The sequence below is a fragment of the Microbulbifer agarilyticus genome (genome assembly GCF_020171345.1).
Lineage (GTDB): Bacteria > Pseudomonadota > Gammaproteobacteria > Pseudomonadales > Cellvibrionaceae > Microbulbifer > Microbulbifer agarilyticus_D.
Map to the genome: position 1 here is coordinate 1,534,687 of NZ_JAIUZM010000001.1, position 18,898 is coordinate 1,553,584.

22 protein-coding genes are annotated in these 18,898 nt (G+C 58.0%); 12 read left to right on the forward strand and 10 right to left on the reverse strand.

Going from position 1 to position 18,898, the window contains the following annotated elements; genetic code table 11:
• Positions 1-15: 15 nt before the first annotated feature.
• The 3 genes from LCM31_RS06440 to LCM31_RS06450 all read right to left on the reverse strand — a co-directional run bounded on the left by LCM31_RS06440 (position 16) and on the right by LCM31_RS06450 (position 3,379).
• The gene (locus LCM31_RS06440; protein WP_224868490.1) at positions 16-498 is read right to left on the reverse strand and encodes a DUF4198 domain-containing protein; all 483 of its coding nucleotides are present in this window, start codon (positions 496-498) and stop codon (positions 16-18) included.
• 257 nt (positions 499-755) lie between these two features.
• Positions 756-2,975: a TonB-dependent receptor gene (locus tag LCM31_RS06445; protein WP_224868491.1), complete on the reverse strand. Its 2,220-nt coding sequence runs from the start codon at positions 2,973-2,975 to the stop codon at positions 756-758.
• Positions 2,976-3,088: 113 nt separating this feature from the next.
• Complete coding sequence (locus LCM31_RS06450) at positions 3,089-3,379, reverse strand: hypothetical protein (protein ID WP_222231394.1); 291 nt, start codon at positions 3,377-3,379, stop codon at positions 3,089-3,091.
• Positions 3,380-3,532: 153 nt separating this feature from the next.
• Here LCM31_RS06450 and hisB point away from each other — a divergent pair, with 153 nt between their 5' ends.
• The 6 genes from hisB to LCM31_RS06480 all read left to right on the forward strand — a co-directional run bounded on the left by hisB (position 3,533) and on the right by LCM31_RS06480 (position 8,241).
• Positions 3,533-4,120 carry an imidazoleglycerol-phosphate dehydratase HisB gene (hisB, locus tag LCM31_RS06455; RefSeq protein WP_010133126.1) on the forward strand — a complete coding sequence of 196 codons (588 nt, stop codon included), beginning with the start codon at positions 3,533-3,535 and terminating at the stop codon, positions 4,118-4,120.
• An 18-nt stretch (positions 4,121-4,138) separates the two neighbouring features.
• Positions 4,139-4,801, forward strand: coding sequence for an imidazole glycerol phosphate synthase subunit HisH (hisH, locus tag LCM31_RS06460; protein WP_224868492.1), 663 nt, complete (start codon positions 4,139-4,141; stop codon positions 4,799-4,801).
• Positions 4,802-5,011: 210 nt separating this feature from the next.
• Entirely contained in the window at positions 5,012-5,755 is a 744-nt protein-coding gene (hisA, locus tag LCM31_RS06465) for a 1-(5-phosphoribosyl)-5-[(5-phosphoribosylamino)methylideneamino]imidazole-4-carboxamide isomerase (RefSeq protein ID WP_077407482.1), read from the forward strand.
• Positions 5,756-5,772: 17 nt separating this feature from the next.
• Positions 5,773-6,543 carry an imidazole glycerol phosphate synthase subunit HisF gene (gene hisF, locus LCM31_RS06470; protein ID WP_224868493.1) on the forward strand — a complete coding sequence of 257 codons (771 nt, stop codon included), beginning with the start codon at positions 5,773-5,775 and terminating at the stop codon, positions 6,541-6,543.
• A gap of 407 nt (positions 6,544-6,950) precedes the next feature.
• Positions 6,951-7,115: a DUF418 domain-containing protein gene (locus LCM31_RS16440; protein WP_224868494.1), complete on the forward strand. Its 165-nt coding sequence runs from the start codon at positions 6,951-6,953 to the stop codon at positions 7,113-7,115.
• Between the two features lie 16 nt (positions 7,116-7,131).
• On the forward strand, positions 7,132-8,241 hold the full coding sequence (locus LCM31_RS06480) for a dipeptidase (protein ID WP_224868495.1): 1,110 nt from the start codon (positions 7,132-7,134) through the stop codon (positions 8,239-8,241).
• 21 nt (positions 8,242-8,262) lie between these two features.
• Here LCM31_RS06480 and LCM31_RS06485 read toward each other — a convergent pair whose 3' ends face one another.
• The 4 genes from LCM31_RS06485 to gpmI form a co-directional block, all read right to left on the reverse strand.
• On the reverse strand, positions 8,263-8,505 hold the full coding sequence (locus LCM31_RS06485) for a DUF6316 family protein (protein ID WP_224868496.1): 243 nt from the start codon (positions 8,503-8,505) through the stop codon (positions 8,263-8,265).
• 243 nt (positions 8,506-8,748) lie between these two features.
• Positions 8,749-10,146, reverse strand: a complete 1,398-nt coding sequence (locus LCM31_RS06490; RefSeq protein WP_224868497.1) for a S41 family peptidase — start codon at positions 10,144-10,146, stop codon at positions 8,749-8,751.
• A 208-nt stretch (positions 10,147-10,354) separates the two neighbouring features.
• Entirely contained in the window at positions 10,355-11,497 is a 1,143-nt protein-coding gene (locus LCM31_RS06495; RefSeq protein WP_224868498.1) for a murein hydrolase activator EnvC family protein, read from the reverse strand.
• Between the two features lie 51 nt (positions 11,498-11,548).
• Positions 11,549-13,093: a 2,3-bisphosphoglycerate-independent phosphoglycerate mutase gene (gpmI, locus tag LCM31_RS06500; protein ID WP_224868499.1), complete on the reverse strand. Its 1,545-nt coding sequence runs from the start codon at positions 13,091-13,093 to the stop codon at positions 11,549-11,551.
• Positions 13,094-13,504: 411 nt separating this feature from the next.
• Here gpmI and LCM31_RS06505 point away from each other — a divergent pair, with 411 nt between their 5' ends.
• From LCM31_RS06505 to smrA, 6 genes are all read left to right on the forward strand, one after another.
• Positions 13,505-13,915 carry a rhodanese-like domain-containing protein gene (locus LCM31_RS06505; protein ID WP_224868500.1) on the forward strand — a complete coding sequence of 137 codons (411 nt, stop codon included), beginning with the start codon at positions 13,505-13,507 and terminating at the stop codon, positions 13,913-13,915.
• Positions 13,916-13,959: 44 nt separating this feature from the next.
• Positions 13,960-14,211, forward strand: coding sequence for a glutaredoxin 3 (gene grxC / locus LCM31_RS06510; RefSeq protein WP_224868501.1), 252 nt, complete (start codon positions 13,960-13,962; stop codon positions 14,209-14,211).
• Positions 14,212-14,348: 137 nt separating this feature from the next.
• The gene (gene secB, locus LCM31_RS06515) at positions 14,349-14,849 is read left to right on the forward strand and encodes a protein-export chaperone SecB (RefSeq protein WP_224868502.1); all 501 of its coding nucleotides are present in this window, start codon (positions 14,349-14,351) and stop codon (positions 14,847-14,849) included.
• A gap of 59 nt (positions 14,850-14,908) precedes the next feature.
• Complete coding sequence (locus tag LCM31_RS06520; protein WP_222248612.1) at positions 14,909-15,361, forward strand: acyl-CoA thioesterase; 453 nt, start codon at positions 14,909-14,911, stop codon at positions 15,359-15,361.
• 42 nt (positions 15,362-15,403) lie between these two features.
• Positions 15,404-16,267 carry an SDR family oxidoreductase gene (locus LCM31_RS06525; RefSeq protein ID WP_224868503.1) on the forward strand — a complete coding sequence of 288 codons (864 nt, stop codon included), beginning with the start codon at positions 15,404-15,406 and terminating at the stop codon, positions 16,265-16,267.
• A 38-nt stretch (positions 16,268-16,305) separates the two neighbouring features.
• Positions 16,306-16,902: a DNA endonuclease SmrA gene (smrA, locus tag LCM31_RS06530; protein ID WP_318247432.1), complete on the forward strand. Its 597-nt coding sequence runs from the start codon at positions 16,306-16,308 to the stop codon at positions 16,900-16,902.
• Between the two features lie 231 nt (positions 16,903-17,133).
• On the opposite strand, the gene LCM31_RS06535 is transcribed toward smrA, so the two are convergent.
• The 3 genes from LCM31_RS06535 to LCM31_RS06545 form a co-directional block, all read right to left on the reverse strand.
• Positions 17,134-17,712 carry an META domain-containing protein gene (locus LCM31_RS06535; protein WP_224868505.1) on the reverse strand — a complete coding sequence of 193 codons (579 nt, stop codon included), beginning with the start codon at positions 17,710-17,712 and terminating at the stop codon, positions 17,134-17,136.
• A gap of 92 nt (positions 17,713-17,804) precedes the next feature.
• On the reverse strand, positions 17,805-18,278 hold the full coding sequence (locus LCM31_RS06540) for an META domain-containing protein (protein WP_224868506.1): 474 nt from the start codon (positions 18,276-18,278) through the stop codon (positions 17,805-17,807).
• Between the two features lie 175 nt (positions 18,279-18,453).
• The gene (locus tag LCM31_RS06545) at positions 18,454-18,741 is read right to left on the reverse strand and encodes a hypothetical protein (RefSeq protein ID WP_224868507.1); all 288 of its coding nucleotides are present in this window, start codon (positions 18,739-18,741) and stop codon (positions 18,454-18,456) included.
• Positions 18,742-18,898: the final 157 nt, after the last annotated feature.

Consider the following 18,898-nt stretch of genomic DNA (forward strand, 5'->3'; position numbering starts at 1 on the left):
TTTCGACATAAATTGTTAGCTTTCTTGTGGCAAAGTGCAGCGGGTGCCAAGAATGGACCCGAAGGCTCTCGTTGTTATGGACTCGCTGGTAAGTTCGCAGGACAGTTTCAGCGGTTCACCGTCCATCTCGCTATTCAGTTCGGTTTTGCGCTTGGCGTAGTTCCAGATTTCGTATTCCTTACCTTCATATTGCACGGTCAGAAACTGTGCTGAGACAAACTCCATCGGGAAAAACTTGAGGTAGTAATTTTCAAATTCTGCCGGAAGTGTGACCTGTCCATTCCCGTCGGCGGTGAATTCATCTACATGCTCTTTACGCCATTCGATTGTACGAGTGATTTTCGCCCCGGTTGCAGGCTTTCCATCAAAGAAAAGTGAGATCTGCATTTCAGAAAAGGTGCAGGCTTTGAGTGGGTTCAGGTTCGACATGGCAGCTCCGGGCCAAGGTAGGGCAAGAATGATCAGTACCACCGTAAAAATGATAATAATTTTTTGCACTGATTGTTCGTCCGTGATTTTTGTTTGAGCAAACAATTTAAAGCGGAAAAATGGGCTTGTCGAGGATGGGTTTGAAAATGGTTTTAATTGGTACTTACGTGCTGCAAAAAAACAATATTCCGCAGTGTGTTGCGCGTTTTTAACGTTGTAATTGGTGCGGATTGGGCAATCGGACGGCCATAAAAAACGCCCGGCAGGTTTCCCTGTCGGGCGTTTCTCATAGAGCCTCGGTTGCGGCGTAGGCCGCAGCCTGGTGCTTAGAACTGGAAGCGTACGCCCGCCTCAACACTGCGTCCGACTTCCGGAGCGAAGTCACGCAGTAGAGAAGTGGACTGACGAATTTCTTCGTCCAGCAGGTTGCGCGCGCTGGCGAACAGAACGGCATTGTTGCCGCCGATGTTCAGGTTGTAGTGCGCGGTCAGGTCCATGCGGGTGTAGCCCTCGGTTCCCTCTTCAAAGGCACCGGCGCGTTCCTGTGCAGACGCTTTGGTGGTGCGCAGCTGCCAGTTCCACTGGTCGTAGTTGCCACCGAAGGCCAGGCCAACACGCAGCGGCGGCATACGCGGGACCGCACGGCTGTTGTCGACGATCTCTTCGTGCTCGTGGCCTTCCTCTTCCTCGTGGTGCAGTTCGAGGTCGCTGGTGAAGCTGGCGCGCACGCTGTCACCGAACAGTTCTACGTAGTGACCGCCGGCGAAGGGGTAGCGCACGGACGCTTCAGCACCGTAGAAGACCGCATCGCGGTTGGTGTAGCCGTAGATCGCCAGGCCTTCTTCTTCGTGTTCCTCTTCGAGGTGCACTTCGCCTTCTTCATGTCCTTCTTCGAAGAGCTCGCCGGTGTTGGCGGCGTAGATGTAATTGTTTACGCGGTTGTAGAACAGGTTGGCTTCAACCTGTAGCGCGTGCCAGCCGGAACCGCCTTCGTTGTGGTGGTGGTAACCCAGTTCCAGGTTGAAGGAGTTCTCTTTATCAAGATCTTCTTCGCCTTCCAGATAGCGTGCTTCCGCCAGGTGCTCACCATCGGCGAACAGCTCTTCGGCCACCGGCGCGCGCTCGGCGTGGGTCAGGCCGAAGCTCAGGTGCTGGTGCTCGGCCAGGAAGTACTGCAGGGTGCCGCTCAGGCCCAGTAGGTTGAAGTCCTGAGACGCGCCTTCCTGCGGGTCGATGGTGACCTGCTCCAAGCGGCCGCCCAGATCCAGGTGCCAGTTACCCCAGGTGCGTTCCTTCATGGTGAACACGCCGATGCTCTGGGTGTTGCTCGGCTGGATAAACGCTTCGTCACCCACCGCGGCAAAGTCTTTGTCGCTCAGTTGCAGGCCGTAAGCGCCACGCCACAGGCCGCCGTTGTCGTGGGTGATTTCCACGCGGGTTTCCCACGCTTTATTGGTGAAGCGGGTGCCTTCGACGTCTTCTTCCAGCTCAACGTGCTCGTAGTCGTTGTAGCCCAGACGCACGCTCAGTTTTTCCCAGTATTCGCTGTTGAAGCGGTGCTCGCCCTTCAGGTCGTAGCGGGTTTGCTGCAGGGCGATGCGCACGGCTTCTGCGCCTTCTTCTTCGTGCTCCGCGTGCTCTTCGGCGGTTTCGCCGGCGTGCTCTTCTTCTTCATGATGGTGTGCGTGTGCGCCCAGCGGGATACCGTAGTTGTTGTCCAGCTGGTTTACGGAGAAGCCGACAAAACCGGTGTCGGTGATCCAGGACAGGCCACCGCTGTAGCTGCTGGCGCGGGAGTTGGTGTTACCCACGAAGCCGTCGGTGTTGAATTCTTCCTCGTGCGCTTCATGGGCTTCGCCAGCCATTTCGTCGGCGTGCTCTTCATGCTCTTCGTGATGCACGATGGCTTCGCCCGGGATCTGGGTGTTGCCGTTCTCGCGATATACGCCGTCCAGGTACCAGGCCAGCTGACCGGCACCGCCGTTCAGGCGGAAGACACCGGCGTCTTGGCTGTTGCCGCTGTCGTGACGCAGTTCAACAGCGCCTTCCATTGCTTCCGGTACTTCGCTGGGGATACGGCCGTCGAGCACGTTTACTACGCCGCCGATGGCGCCGCTGCCGTAACGCAGGGCCGCCGGGCCGCGCAGGATTTCAATGCGCTCGGCCAGTAAGGGCTCGATACTGGCGGCGTGGTCTGAGGAGGTGTTGGATGCGTCGGATACGTCCAGGTTGTCGCTCAGCACGCGCACGCGGTTGGCGCTCTGGCCGCGAATCACCGGCAGGCCAACGCCGCTACCGAAGGAAGCATTGGCCACGCCCAGCTGGTTAGTCAGGGTCTGACCCAGGGTGCCGGCAGCTTGCTGGCGCAGTTCTTCGCCGGTGAGGATGGAAACCGGGGCGGCGACTACATCGGCAGGCTTGGCCAGTGGGGAAACGGTGACATTCACCAGCTCCAGGTTTTCGTTCTTGTCAGTGTCGTTTTGAGCGTAGGCAGCAGAAGACAGCGCGCAGGCAACGGCCAGCGCCAGAGTGTTTACTCGGTACATTGTTTTTTATCCTGTCGAACACGGGCAGCGGCCACCCAAGAGGCCGACACCCGGAAAATAAGCGTTATTAGGTCGCCCGGCGGCCCGGTAACGGCGGCATGGCGACAGAGAGATCAGCTAAGAGACAGGATTGCGGGCGGCCCGCGGGCGGACTGGCGTTCCGGTTGGCAGTCGCGTGCTGCTGGGGCCTGCTGCTCAATGTAAAGCGGTGCGAGGTCGTCGGAAACAAAAGTGAGGTCACTACCACCGAGGGCGGGGGCGTGATTATTGGACAGGTCGCACAGCTGGTGCGCGCGATCTTCGATGTGAATATGCTCCGCCGCTACCGGTTGCGCGAGCATCAGCGCAAACAGCAGGCATAGGCTGACCCAGACGGGGGTCTTATGGCGGGGACATAGGTTCATGCCGCGTATGATATTTGATCTTTGGGGTGAATCAAGTTACATCTGAGACTATCCCCCAAATTTCGCCTCATTTGGGCGTATAATCCGCGCCATCTATCCTCTGGGGCCGGCCGAGCGGGTCATCCCCACCTCGCAATAAAGGATGTAGTCCCTATGCGCACCGCCAGCGTCAACCGCGACACTCTGGAAACCAAGATCCAGGTCAGCCTTAACCTCGACGGCAAAGGTACCGGCAAATTCAACACCGGCGTTCCATTCCTCGAGCACATGATGGACCAGATTGCCCGTCACGGCATGATCGACCTGGACATCACCTGTGACGGCGACGTGCATATCGACGACCACCACACCGTGGAAGATATCGGCATCACCATCGGCAAGGCCATAAACCAGGCCGTCGGCGACAAGAAAGGCATGACCCGCTACGGCCACGCCTACGTACCACTGGATGAGGCCCTGAGCCGCGTCGTCATCGACTTCTCCGGCCGCCCGGGGCTGACCATGAACGTGCCCTTTACCCAGAAGCGCATCGGCAACTTCGATACCGAGCTGTTCTACGAGTTCTTCCAGGGTTTCGTAAACCACGCGCTGGTCACCGTGCACATCGACTGCATCCGCGGCTTCAACGCCCACCACCAGATCGAGACCGTGTTCAAGGCCTTCGGCCGCGCCCTGCGCATGGCCCTGACCCCGGACCCGCGCATGGAAGGCGCCATGCCCTCCACCAAGGGCGTGCTGTAAGCCAGGAGACTGCTCAAGATGCAAAAGATCGTCGTCCTCGACTACGGCATGGGCAACCTCCACTCCGTGGCCAGCGCCCTGCAAAAGGTCGCCCCCGATGACCAGGTCGTCCTCGCCACTACACCGGAAGAAGCCGAAGGCGCTGACCGCCTGATCGTCCCCGGCGTCGGCGCCATCCGCGACTGCATCGAAGGCTTCATTCGCCCCGGATTCGTACCCCTGCTGAACCAGAGCATCGAATCCGGCATGCCCATTCTGGGTATCTGCGTGGGTATGCAGATCATGATGTCGCAGAGCGAAGAGAACGGCGGCGTTGACTGCCTGAGTATCTTCCCGCAACCGGTGAAATTCTTCGGCACGGACCTGCATGATAAAGGAGCGGATGGCGCCCGCGGCCCAAGGTTAAAAGTGCCACATATGGGCTGGAACCGTGTAAAGCCGACCATCGATCACCCCATGTGGAACGGCATCGAAAGCGGTAGCCGCTTCTACTTTGTGCACAGCTACTATGTGCCCGCCGAAAACAACGATGCCGTTGCCGGCCAGACCGACTACGGTGTGCCGTTTGCGGCTGCGGTTACCAAGAACAATATTTTCGCTACCCAGTTCCACCCTGAAAAAAGTGCGGATGCGGGTATGCAGTTGCTGAAAAATTTCGTTGGCTGGAACGGCTCAAATTAGAAAATATTTTTTCTGCTAACGAAGTAAGAATCTAATTCGAGAAGGTGGAGTGTCGGACTTAGGGTTTCGGAAGCGTCGGCAACAGGGATGTTGCCGACGCAGCGTACAGGGACGTATTCACAGCGGTTCCGAAACCCTAAGTCCGATGCTTCACCGCCACAGAACCGGATAAAAACACCCCGGGGCCTAGAGCTACAGGAAGTTATACAAATGATCGTAATCCCAGCCATTGATCTGAAAGACGGCCAGTGCGTGCGCCTGCGCCAGGGTGAAATGGAAGACGCGACCGTCTTCTCCGACGACCCGGTTGCCACCGCCGAACACTGGCTCGGCCAGGGTGCCAAACGCCTGCATATCGTCGACCTCAATGGTGCCTTCGCCGGCAACCCCGTGAACGGCGACGCCGTCAACGCCATCGCCCGCCAGTTCCCGCAATTTCCTATCCAGATCGGTGGCGGCATCCGCGACCTCAAAACCATCGAATGGTATCTGGAGGCCGGCGTCAGCTGGACCATCATCGGCACCGCCGCCGTAAAGAACCCCAAGCTGGTGAAAGAAGCCTGCCGCGAGTTTGAAGGTCACATCATCGTCGGCCTCGACGCCAAAGACGGCCTCGTCGCCACCGAAGGTTGGGCCGAAGTTTCCGACGTGCAGGCCACCGAACTGGCCAAACAGTTCCAGGACTGTGGTGTCAGCGCCATCGTCTACACCGATATCGCCCGCGACGGCATGATGCAGGGAGTGAACCTCGAATCCACCATGGATCTCGCCCGCGCCGTACAGATCCCCATCATCGCCTCCGGCGGTGTCAGCTGCATCGAAGACATCGAACAGCTGCTGAAAGCCGGCGACGACAAAACCGAAATCTTCGGCGCCATTACCGGGCGGGCCATCTACGAAGACAAGCTCGACCTGCGCAAAGCACAGGAACTGTGCGACAACTGGACCAAATAACTTACCGGGAACCGACCATGGGCCTCGCCAAACGCATTATTCCCTGTCTCGACGTTGACGCCGGTCGCGTCGTCAAAGGCGTTAACTTTGTCGACATCCGCGATGCCGGTGACCCGGTAGAAGTCGCTCGTCGCTACAACGAAGCCGGTGCCGACGAAGTCACCTTCCTCGACATCACCGCCACCCACGAAGGCCGCGACACCACCCTGCACACCGTAGAAAAAATGGCGTCAGAAGTGTTTATCCCGCTGACCGTTGGTGGTGGCGTGCGCGAGCTACAGGACATCCGCAACCTGTTGAACGCCGGTGCGGATAAAACCGCGATCAACTCCGCCGCCGTATTCAATCCGGATTTCGTGCGCGAAGCCGCCGACCGCTTCGGCAGCCAGTGTATCGTCGTCGCGATTGATGCCAAGCAGGTGGGTAATGACAAGGAGCCCAAATGGGAAATCTTTACCCACGGCGGACGCAAGCCCACCGGTATCGACGCGGTGGAGTGGGCGAAGAAAATGGATAGCTACGGCGCCGGCGAAATCCTGCTGACCAGCATGGACAGAGACGGTACCAAAAATGGCTTTGATCTGGCGCTGACCCGCGCGATTTCCGATGCGGTATCGGTACCGGTGATTGCTTCCGGCGGTGTGGGTAATCTGCAGCACCTGGCCGACGGTGTATTGAAGGGCGGGGCCGACGCGGTCCTCGCGGCGAGCATCTTCCACTTCGGTGAATACACCGTGGGTGAAGCCAAGGCCTTTATGCAGGACGCGGGAATTGAAATGCGACTGTAGGTGCTCTATCTAAATGTTTCGCCCTTCTAGCCCGCCGTTCCTGCGGGCTTCTTAATTCTCAAAAGTCACATTGCTCATTTTTGTTCCCAAGAATGTGAATTCGTGTGTAATTGCCTGTAATTGACTTGGTTTTGTCAGCACGTTATACGTGATCCCTCATCTCTTTCTCGAAAAAGGCCCAGCGGCACCCGGGTCTGGATATGATCCAGGAGTTCGCTATGTCCGCTATTCCATCACCGGTTTCCGACGGTAGCCGAAATAAAAGGTTGGATGTTCTACGAGGTGTTGCAGTTCTTGGCATACTCGCGATGAATATTTGTGCTTTTGCGCATCCCTCCGGTTACTACGGTAACCCTATTTTCTATGGGGAGACCGAACGGACGCCCCGACTCACTTAGTCTATTTTCATGCCCTTGTTTTCGCGATCTGGGGGGCAGTTGGTATGGAGTCCTATATGGTTGGGATATTTCCGCTTCGGACCGTTCGAGTGGCTGTGGCGGTCTCTGATTTACTGGAAAATTCAGCCTATTCAGAAGAGTGGTAAAGAAACAACGACAACAGCTATTGCCTAAGAATAGGGGGAGCGTTATGAACAGAAGGGCCTTTAATAAAAACATGGGACTGATGCTCGGAGCTGCCGCGCTCGGTGGCTTTCAGTGGTCTTGCGGAAAAAAAGTAGAGCGTCAAATTTCCGTATTTGATGGTGCCGGATTTCCGCACCCCCCTGAACCGGAATTCAGGGTCCAGCTCACTGATCGGGTGATTTCCGATCTGCATTCGGCAGGGTACCGAATGTTGCAGTCGACAGTTGGTACTGTAGGTGCAGGGGAAGATCTATTTAAACGCTCTATGGCCGATATTGAGCGAATTCATGGGGAGGTCGCCGCGTTTCCTGACACAGTTCAGATTGTGCAATCAGCAGCAGATCTGGAAACAGTGTACCAGTCCGAAAAGGTTGGGTTGATTATGGGTTTTCAAGATACCCGGCAGCTTGAAAAGCGTGTGGAGAATATCGATCGTTTCTATGAGGTTGGCGTACGTTGTATCCAGCTTACATATAACCTTGATAACCATGCAGGTAGTGGTTGCCTCTCTGACGTGGATGGAGGATTAAAACCTTTTGGCTATGAAGTAATAGAGCGGATGCGGGATAGGGGGATCCTTCTGGATTTGAGTCACGCTTCTCGCAAAACTACTCGAGACTCATTGCAAAATGCGGACTACCCGGTGGCTATTACGCACTCCGGTTGCGATGCCGTGTTTTCACATCCACGCAATAATCCGGATGATACTCTGAAGATGCTGGCGGACCGCGGTGGCGTGATTGGGATTTATTTTATGCCATTCCTGTGTGCCAAGGGCACTGCGCGTTCAGAAGATCTTATCGCCCATATTGAGCACGCTATAAACGTTTGTGGTGAAGAGGGTGTTGGTATTGGTACCGATAATGCAACACACACTGCTCCATACTCAGAGGAAGACTTGCGGATGTGGAATGAGGAGTTAAAGAAGAGAAAGGAGGCAGGGATTTCTGCCCCGCGGGAAGAGGCGGATTCCTTTCTGTATATTGAAGACCTCTATACTCCGCGACGCTTCTACGATCTCGCAGATTTATTGTCCCGCCGCGGCCACAGTGAGTCGAGAATAGAGAAGATCCTTGGTGGTAACTTCCGCCGGCTTTTTTCCGAAGTTATTTGAACTTCAGAGTATATGGCGATTTCAGTCGCGAAACTGTTTTCGCCAGCGCAGCGCACGCAGGCTGCCGAACGGGCGTACGTTGCCCGTATAGTCCTGCGCCGGATTCAGAAATTCATCCAGCGCCTTTTCTGCTTCTTCTCTACAGCGAAAAGGCCCAAAGGCCTTGCCGCCACGCACATTGAAATACCAATCGTCACCGAGTTTGTAAAAACGGTCTGAACGTACGGGAATGGTGGTGCCCTGTTCGCCACTACGATACTGCATGACTACCTCGTTACTGCTTTGCGGCTTGGAAGGCACAGGTTCAGCACAAGTCCGCAACGGACGTCCACTGGCAGAGCCATCCAAAATAGAAAACCGGCGTTCCTGAAATAAGTTTAGCTACTGGGTAGCCGCATCAAATCGCAGGGGCGCCGGTTTAATTTTCAGGGCCGTTGTTTGGCAGAACTTTTCAGGTATCTACAGTTCTCTCGGGCGTTTTCCTCAAGTGTTTTCTTGGGAACCGCACTACAGGTCTTCCGGGTTAACCCGTGCAACCTTGTCCTTGGGCTCCGGCTCAGCAGTGGCCCGGTCCGCATCGCGGTTGACTGGCGCGCGGCGCACATACAGGTTCAGGCCCTTGAGTACATTCAGTGCTTCAAATACCTGGTTGTCACGGCTGTACCAGTCTTCTTTCTCGGCCTTGGCCCGCTTGCGGTCCTGTGAACCGCTTTCCTTGCCGCCATTGCCGTTGCCCAGATGGCCCGCCAGGTCCGCTTCGGTGGAGCGTGAGCGCCCTTCCATACGCGTGATCTGCACGCGCTCCACGGTAATGTCCGGCTTGATGCCCTGGGCCTGGATAGAGCGGCCTTTGGGCGTGAAATAAAGTGCCGTGGTGAGTTTGATGGCACGGTCATCATTGATCGGAATCACCGTTTGTACCGAGCCTTTGCCAAAGCTGTCGGTACCCATAACCACCGCGCGTCGGTGATCCTGCAGTGCACCGGCAACAATCTCTGCGGCGGAGGCGGAACCGTCGTTGATCAGGACTACTAACGGTGCGCCCTTGGTCACATCGCCTGGGCTGGCGGAGTAACGCAGGTTGGAGGCGTCGTTGCGGCCCTCGGTATAGACCACTAGACCCTCTTCCAGAAACGCATCCACCACCTCGACGGAAGACTGCAACACGCCGCCGGGATTATTGCGCAGGTCGAGTATCAAACCTTTCAGTTCGCCCTCGTTTTTCAGTTTTTTCATCGCGCGCATCAGGTCGCCACCGGTATCCAGCTGGAACTGACTGATGCGCAGATAACCGTAGCCATCTTCCAGCATCTCACCGCGTACACTGTACACACGCACCTTGTCGCGCTTGAGCGTCACGTCGAATGGCTGCTTGTGCCCCTTGCGGCCGATGGTCAGGGTCACGGAAGAGCCCACCGGGCCGCGCATCTGTTCCACTGCATCGTCAAGGCTCACACCGCGCATGGATTTACCCGCGAGGCGCAGGATCACATCCCCGGCGCGCAATCCGGCGCGTTCCGCGGGCGTGTCGTCCATGGGGGTAATGATGGTGATGTATTCGTCTTCCACACCCACCTCGATACCAAGCCCGGCGAACTCGCCGGTGGTGTTGGCCTGCAAGTCGGTAAACGAGCGGCTGTCCAGGTAGGAAGAGTGTGGGTCCAGCCCCTGCAGCATGCCCTTGATGGCAAACTCCAGCAGGGTGCTGTCGTCGACTTCTTTGACATAGCCGCGGCGAATCTGCTCGAACACCTTGGCAAAGCTGCGCAGGTCTTCCAGTGGCAGGCGGGATTCTGCCTCCAGCGATACGCGTTCTTCGGGGTCGCCCTGGCTGAGTCCCATCAGCGGCAGTGCGGTGAGTGCTGCCACGCCGAGAAGGCTGGTCAGCATTTTGGGGGTGAACATAATCTGCACGTCCTTGGCATTTATCGTTACTGTCTAAATCGCGGCTACTACCCGTGGTGTTCCACTTGAAATTGTAGACCCGGGGCCAACGCGGGGTTTTCAACTTGGCGGCGATTCGAACTGGGGTGCGTGCGGCGGGATAAAAATGCAGAGGAAAATATGCTAGAGGAGGGGGCGGCGGACGGCGCAGTGACAGGGGTGCCGGAGGTTATCCCCGACACCACGCGGTAGGGTCCTGGGGTTTGCCGTTGCGGCGAATTTCGAAGTAGAGACCGGACTGGCTGGCGCCACCGGTGTTGCCCACCTTGGCAATGGTGTCACCGCGCTCTACCCACTCGCCCACCGCACGGGTCAGTGACTGGTTCTGGCCGTACAGGCTCATATAACCGTCGCCGTGGTCGAGGATGATCAGCATGCCCTGGCCGCGCAGGTAATCGGAAAACACCACGCGCCCGCGGTGAATGGCGCGCACCGGGTTGCCCTCGTTGGCGCGCAGGGTGACCCCGGTCCAGGTGATGCCGTTGGCGCGGCGCTGGCCGAAGGCGTTGGCGCGGCGGCCTTTCGCCGGCCACTGCATACGCCCGCGCTGTTTGGCGAAGGGGGTCTCGTCGCTGGGGTTGATCAGGGTGGCAATGGCGCGGCCCACTTCGTCCACCAGGCGCTGCAGACGACTGCGGTCGCTGTGCAGCTGGTCGAGTTCACCCCCCTTGCTGGCCAGTTGCCTGGCGAGTTTATCCAGGGTGCGCTGGCGCTTGGTTTGTGCACTCACCAGCGCGCGGCGTTTGTCTTCCAGCTGGTCGCGTTCACGGGCGAGGGTATTGCGTTCCCGTTCGATGCCGGTGCTGACGGTAGAGAGTTGGTCGAGGGTGCTGACGTAGTCGTCGATCACGCGGCTGCGTTGTTGGAGGAAGTAGTCGTGGTAGCGGAGTTGGCGGGCGATGTGCTGGGGGTCTTGCTGGTTGAGGAGCAGTTTGACCTGCTCCTGGCGACCGAGTCGGTAAGCGGCGGCGACTTCCTGCTCGACCCGCCGCTGCATACTTCGGCGGGATTCCTCGAGCTGTTTTTCTTCCTGTTTCAATTCCTGCAGTTTTTCACCGCGGCTTTGCATGTCGGACTTGATCTTGTCGATGCGCTGCAGCAGTTCCGAGATGTCTTTCTCGTTGGCTTCCAGGTCCCTGAGCAACTGGTCGCGGTCGCTCTTTACCTGGTTGAGTTCCTTTTGCAGGGTTTCGATACGCTGCTTGATTTCCGCCAGCCGCGCCTGCTGCTCTTCGTCACTGGCCTGCGCAAAGCAGGTGGGCACCAGTGCGAACGATAACAGTGCGGCGAAGATAATCCGGGGAAATTTCATCGTCTCTGCTTTTCTCGCATTTGGGAGTGCCCGCGCGGCGGGCATCCTCGATTAATTAACTTTGATCAGCGGCTCGCCGTTCATTTCTGCTGGCTGCGACAGGCCCATCAGCGCCAGCATGGTCGGTGCCACATCCGCCAGGCTGCCACCATCGCGCATGGTGACGTCGCGCTCGCCCACGTACACAAACGGTACCGGCAGGGTGGAGTGCTGGGTGCTGACCTGGCCGGAGCCCGCGTCAAACATCTCTTCCACATTGCCGTGGTCGGCGGTAATCAGCACTTCGCCGCCGGCAGCCAGCGCCGCCTGGATCACGCGGTCCACGCAGCCGTCCAGTGCTTCTACCGCCTGTACCGCAGCGTCGAATACACCGGTGTGGCCCACCATGTCGCCATTGGCGTAGTTGCACACGATGGCATCGAACTTGCCGCTCTCGATCGCGGATACCAGGTTGTCGGTGACTTCCGGTGCGCTCATTTCTGGCTGCAGGTCGTAGGTGGCGACATCTGGGGATTTAATCAGGATACGCTCTTCGCCATTGTAGGGCTCTTCGCGGCCGCCGCTAAAGAAGAAGGTCACATGTGCGTACTTTTCTGTCTCGGCAATGCGCAATTGGGTCTTGTTCTGGCTCTGCAGGTACTCACCGAAGGTGTTGACCAGGTTCTCCGGCGGGAAGGCGCAGGCGGCATCAATGGAACTGGCGTATTCGGTGGTCATCACGAAGTCGGCCAGTTGCGGTGTGGCGGCGCGCTCGAAGCCGTCAAAGTCCGCTTCGGTAAAGGCGCGGGTCAGCTGGCGCGCGCGGTCCGGGCGGAAGTTCATAAAGATCAGGGCGTCGCCATCGTTCAGCGGCGCGGGTTCACCGATCAGGGTCGGCGCAACAAATTCGTCGTTTTCATCGCGCGCATAGGCGGCTTCCAAGCCGGCCAGTGCAGATTCCGCCTGGTATTCCGCCTTGCCCTGGGTGATCAGGTCGTATACCGGCTGCACGCGCTCCCAGCGGTTGTCACGGTCCATGGCGAAGTAGCGGCCGGCGATACTGGCGATGCGCGCGGTGCCCAGTGCGTCGCACACCTGGGTCAGGCGTGCCAGCGGGGTTTCAGCGCTGCGCGGCGGGGTGTCGCGGCCATCGGTAAATGCGTGGATATACACCGCCTTGGCGCCGCGCTGGGCGGCCAGGGTGGCCATGGCGACAATGTGGTCGTCGTGGCTGTGCACACCGCCTTCGGAGGCCAGGCCCATAATGTGGACCGCGCCTTTGCTGGCGATGGCCTTGTCTACCGCGGCGGTGTAGGCCGGGTTCTTGAAGAAGTCACCGTCCTGGATCGCCTTGTTGATGCGGGTGAAGTTCTGGTACACCACGCGGCCGGCGCCGAGGGTCATGTGGCCCACTTCCGAGTTGCCCATCTGTCCTTCCGGCAGGCCTACTGCCATGCCCGAGGTGTGGATCAGGGTCTTGGGGCGGCTCGCCCAGATGTCGTCCCATACCGGACTCTTGGCCGCGGCAATGGCGTTGTGTTCGCTGTGCTCGCTGTGGCCGAAACCGTCCAGAATCAGCAGTACCAGGGGACGTTTGGGCGAAGTCTCGGAGGCCATGGGTTCGGAATTCCTGTATTGGGTTGTCTGGGGGTCAAACGAAAAATTTGACTGGGAGATCGTACGGCGTCATTGCCGAAAACCGGTCGCTAAGCGGATGCACGGCCCGGGCCAAGCCGGAGGTGCACAACAGCAGGTGGCGGATTTTACCCTGTTGTGCGGCTCAGGTCAGTAATTGCTCAGTACTAGCGGGTCATTTTCCCATTGCGCGCCGGGGCAGCAGGTCCCAATTGGCGGAATAAGAAATCGCCGTCATCGTGTATACTGCGCCACCTCTCGATTGAGAGTCTGAGAGTGTCGCGAAGTGATGACTGCCCAGCAGTTTTATCCTCGGCGACGCTAAACTGGTGGACTGCCTGGTCTGTGGTGCCACCGTATCAAAACAACGAATTGTGAATATTTGGGGGCGAAGTGGACTTTTTCGTCTTTATCAGCGAGCAATGGCTGCTGGTGAGTCTGTTGGTGGCGCTGATTTATGCGCTGGCTATCACCGAACGTATCAAAGCGGGTAAGCCCGCGTCGGCCCACGAGGCCACCCAGCTGATCAATAGCGATGGGGCCAAGGTGATCGACCTGCGCGACCGCGCCGACTTCTCTGCCGGGCACATTGTGGATGCCATTCACATCCCCCACAGCGAGATCGAGAAGCGCATTGGTGAGCTGGCACCTTATAAAGAAAAGACCCTGATTCTGGCGGACAAGATTGGCCAGCACGCAGGCCCGGTTGGCCGTCAGCTGAAAAAGGCGGGCTACACCGTGCGCCGTCTGGAAGGTGGTATGTCCGAATGGACAAACCAAAAGCTGCCGCTGGTGAAAGGCTGAGCCGGCAGTCATTGGATTAAGTGACGCAAAGAGGTTTTCCGGTCGTGAAAGACGTTGTTATCTACACCACCCGTTACTGCCCCTTCTGCATCCGCGCCAAGTACCTCCTGGACAACAAGAATGTCCCTTATAAGGAGATCTCCGTGGATGGCGACCGCGCAGCGCGCGCGGAGATGACCGCCAAGGCCGGGCGCCATACGGTGCCACAGATCTGGATCGGCGACCATCATGTGGGCGGTTGCGATGAGCTGATGGCCATTGAGCGCAGCGGCCAGCTGGATACCCTGCTGCGCTAAGACGCGCCGCCAGGCAAAGAAATTTGAAAAAGTGCCTTGAAAGGGGTTTTCGAGGCCCCCATAAGTAAGACTCATACAGGGAGTCTTCTTTCAGGGAAGGCATTTAACCAACATTATTGAGTGAACAGGCTACTAACATGGCTGAAGAACAAAACGGCGCTGCGGTAAACGGCGAAGAACAACAAGTACAATTCGCGATGCAGCGCATCTACCTGAAAGACCTGTCCTTTGAAACCCCGATGGGTGCAGAGATTTTCAAGAAGCAGTGGCAGCCCCAGGTGAACCAGGAGCTGAACACCAAAACCGCCAAAATCGACGAAGATCTGTATGAAGTGGCGCTGACCCTGACCATCACCGTCAAGGTTGAAGACGAAACCGCTTTCCTGGTGGAAGTGCAGCAGGCCGGTCTGTTCGGCATCAAGGGCCTGGAAGGTCAGCAGCTGGCACAGGCGCTGAACACTGCGTGCCCGAACATCCTGTTCCCATACGCACGTGAGGTGATCGACAACGTAGTAACCAAGGGCTCCTTCCCTGCCCTGATGCTGCCGCCGATCAACTTCGACGCCCTGTTCGCCGCCGCTCTGCAGCAGGCGCAGCAGCAAGCTGCCGAACAAGGTGGTGAGAAAACCGACGCCTAAGCGACGGCAACTCGGAAAAAGGCTCCTTCGGGAGCCTTTTTTGTATCTGTAAGGAAGTCATGTCTATGCAGTGGGACTACCCCAACCCCTATATCCACCGCGTGCAGGTGGCGCCGGAGCACGTGGACGGCCTGCACCACGCCAACAACGCGGAATACTTGCGCTGGTGTGAACAGGCCGGCTGGTCACACAGTGTCGAACTGGGCCTGGATGTCACAAATTACCAATCCCTCGACCGGGGCATGGCCATTCGTCACGCGGAGTACGACTATATACTGGCGTCGAGAGAGGGCGATGAGCTGCTGATCGGCACCTGGCTGACCAAGGTCGATGGCCGCCTGAATATGACGCGCAAGTTTCAGATATATCGCGCCAGTGACCAGGCGCTGATTCTGCGCGGGGTGTGGCAGCTGGTGTGTATCGAACTCTCCAGCGGCAAGCCCAAGCGTATGCCGCAAACCTTCAAAGATATCTATTGCCCGGCAGTGGTGGCGGAGACCTCACACGACTAGGCCGATAGCGGAAATACCAGAAACTACCCAGGGAGCGCCTGTATGAGCGAAGACATCACTCTCACCAAGAACACGGGCGCCCTGCAGGGCAAGACGATCTTTATTACCGGTGCCAGCCGCGGCATCGGCCGCGCCATTGCGCTGAAGTGCGCCGCCGATGGTGCCAATATCGCGATTGCCGCCAAATCCGCCGAACCCCATCCGAAACTCCCTGGCACCATCTTCTCCGTGGCCGAGGAAGTGGAGGCCGCCGGCGGCAAGGCCCTGCCGATGCAGGTGGATGTGCGGGAAGAAGACCAGGTGGCGGAAGCCCTGCAGAAGACCGCAGATACCTTTGGTGGCATTGATGGGGTGATCAACAACGCCGGCGCCATCAACCTCACCAGTGTGGAGGCAACCCCGCCCAAGCGCTACGACCTGATGATGGATATCAATGCCCGCGGCGTATACCTGACCGCCCATCTGGCCATGCCCTACCTGAAACAGTCTGCCAGCGGCCATATCCTCAGCCTATCGCCGCCGATCAATCTCGAACCCCGCTGGCTCGGCCCCTTTGCGCCTTACGCCCTGTCCAAATATGGCATGACCATCCTCAGTATGGGGCTGGCGGAAGAATTGCGTGAATCCAATATCAGCGTCGCCACCCTGTGGCCTCAGACCATTGTTGCTACCGCGGCAATTGAATTTGCCGTGGGCAGTCGCGAGATGTTCGATCAGAGCCGCAAACCCGGGGTAATGGCGGATGCGGCCTACGAGATATTGAGCACCAGCGACAAGTCCCTGAGCGGAGCCCAGTTGATCGACGAGACCCTGCTGCGCGCACGGGGGGTAGACGATTTCAGCCAGTATGCGCACAATCCCGCCAAGGCCGGCGAGTTGATGGTGGATCTGTTCCTCGATCCCTGACACCTGCGGGCCAAAGCAGTGGTTATTTGGGGGTAGTTGTGGGTAAGAGTGACCAGGACGATTTTCGCGGCGCCATGGGTGCGCTCGGTGACGTAAAGCCGCTGCCCCCCAAGCAGCGCCAAAGCGCGTTGAAAAAAGACACCAAGGACCCGCTCAACCTGCGCGCGCGCCGCGAGGCGGCGACCGCGCAAACCCATCGAGAGTTGAACCCTCTCGGTGGTGAGTTTGTGGAACCGGTGGAGCCGTTCGACCCCATCGAGTTCAAACGCGACGGTGTGCAGAACGGGGTTTACCGCAACCTGCGCCTGGGCAAATACACCGTGGATGCGCGCCTCGACCTGCACAATCACTCCGTGGAGATGGCGCGCAGTGCGCTGTATCAGTTTGTGCAGGATTGCCTGGAAGCGGATGTGCGCTGTGCGTTGGTTACCCATGGCAAGGGTGAGGGACGCAAGACCCAGGCGGTGCTCAAGAGCTGTGTGAATGCCTGGTTGCCGCAGTTACCGGAAGTGCTGGCATTCCACAGTGCGCAGAAGCAGCACGGCGGCCTTGGCGCTACCTACATTCTGTTGCGCAAGAGCGAGCGCAAGCGCCAACAAAACCTCGAGCAACACCAGCGACGGTCAAAACCGTAATCTGTTTGTCACGTCGGCCCGTTAAAGTATCCCTACAACGAAACATTTTGTGCAATCGTTTGCTCATCTGACTTGTTTTCGTTGTTCTTCTCTCTTTGCATCGCGCCAATAGTCTTATTGGTTCTTTTTACTTCCGAGTTTGGAGGTGCCTCCAGTTGGAGGGCTGGGACTGAACGCCGAATTTGCGCGTTCATCCGCGTCTTGAATGGGCGGCCCCAGTGGCCGCCTTTTTTATTGGGCAGGGGTGGGGAGTTCGCCGGTCTGTTTGAACTCGATACGGGTGCCGTCGTCGCCGCGCAAGGTCAGCATATCGCCATCGACACTGGCGCGGTTGATACGCGATAGCGCTTTCAGAAAATCTCTTTCCAGATCACTGCTGTCGCGTCGGCCAACCATGCGGGAAATCTTCGGTGGCTTGCGCCATTCGATGCGGCCGTCGTCGTCGAGGGAGAACTTGCCCAGGTAGGGATTGGAGCCGGCACTGCCGCGCACAAAGCCAAGTTTGTCACAGGTCAGGTAGGGGCGGTCGCGCACCATTTTTTGCCATAACAGGCGAGATTTCTGCTTTTCACCGTCCACGCTGATACCGTGCAGTATCCACTGGTAATCGCAGATTTCCCCGGGGTGGCTGGGGAGGCTGACCAGAGAGTTGGGGGTGGTGGAACTGCAGCCGCTGGCGAGTAGGGCAATCAGGCATAGTGTGCTGGACGCGCTGAATGTGCGTGCACAAATACTTTGAACCAGAGCAGCGCTACGGCGAGTGAGCCGCTGGGAAAGTATGCCGGAGTACGAGCGGTGCAAGAGGTCCATCAAGTCTGTCCTGTAGCCGTTTGCACCATTTAAACGTAAACCCGTAGAGTCTTCTGTGACCCAGGCGCGTTTCTGTGGCTTGCGCGCTGGCCTCAGTAGTTGGCTTTGACGTATTCGATATACACGTCGCCGGAAGCATCTCGCAGTATCAGGCGGCCACCACTGCTTTTTACGAATGCTTGGCGGGTGCGGGCAAGCGCGCTCAGGTACTGCGCTTCCTGGTCCATCAGCTGCGGTGGGCCCGCCATTTTAGTGGAGGCAAAACTGCCGGTATCCCACAAGACCTGGCCGTTGTCGGTTACGTGCATGGAGCCGCGGTAGGTATTGATACCGCTCTTGCCCATGGCCTCGCCACCGCTGTTACACAGGAAAGTGAACTCAGACGGCCGGTCAACGGGAATTGCCTGGCCGTTGATGCGCAGTAGGCTCAATTCCCATTTTCCGCCACACACATCACCAACGGTGCCCGGCTTCTGGGTGGGGCCTGAGCTGCTTTCACTCATGCTCATACAACCGGCGATAGCGACGGCGATGCCCAACAGCCACACTGGCAGCAATTTGTTCATTGTCTGGGTTCCTTTCTCTGGTCACAGGCCGGGTTGCGGCCGCGCTGCGTCCCTGCAGATAGTTCAAGCTTAGTCAGGCCATCGCCCGGCGAGTGGAATGACGCGACAGCTTGTGGCGGAGAGGTTCACAAAAGCCTGCAGCACTGCGCGTCAGCAGGCGCGTGGTGATCGGTGGTTAGGACTGCTGTCGCACACAGCGCACCACAACCTTCGATTCCAGCTCCTGCTCGAAGCAGCGGAAACGGGTGCCGTTAACGTTGAGCGAGCGGGGCGCTTCGCGAACACGGCGCCGGGGGCGTCGCTCGGAGGAGCGCACGGTAAAGTGCGAGGACTCCAGATGTGGCGGGACGGCGCTACTGAAAGCGCGGTTGACTTGACTTTCCCTGGGCTCGGTCGTGGTACAACCGGCAACAACTCCTGTCGCAATGGCCACCGTCAGCAGAATACTTCTGAATTTCTGCACGCGGATACCTCAATGGCTTGATTCGAGCAGCGGCCTCACTGCCACCACCTTTCTTCAGATTAGAAGAGCTTTCCGCCAAAGTGTGAAATTGCGCGCCAAATTAATTATTTGTACGCCGGTGCAGTCGGGTTCGTAACGGGAAAACGAAGAAAGAGAA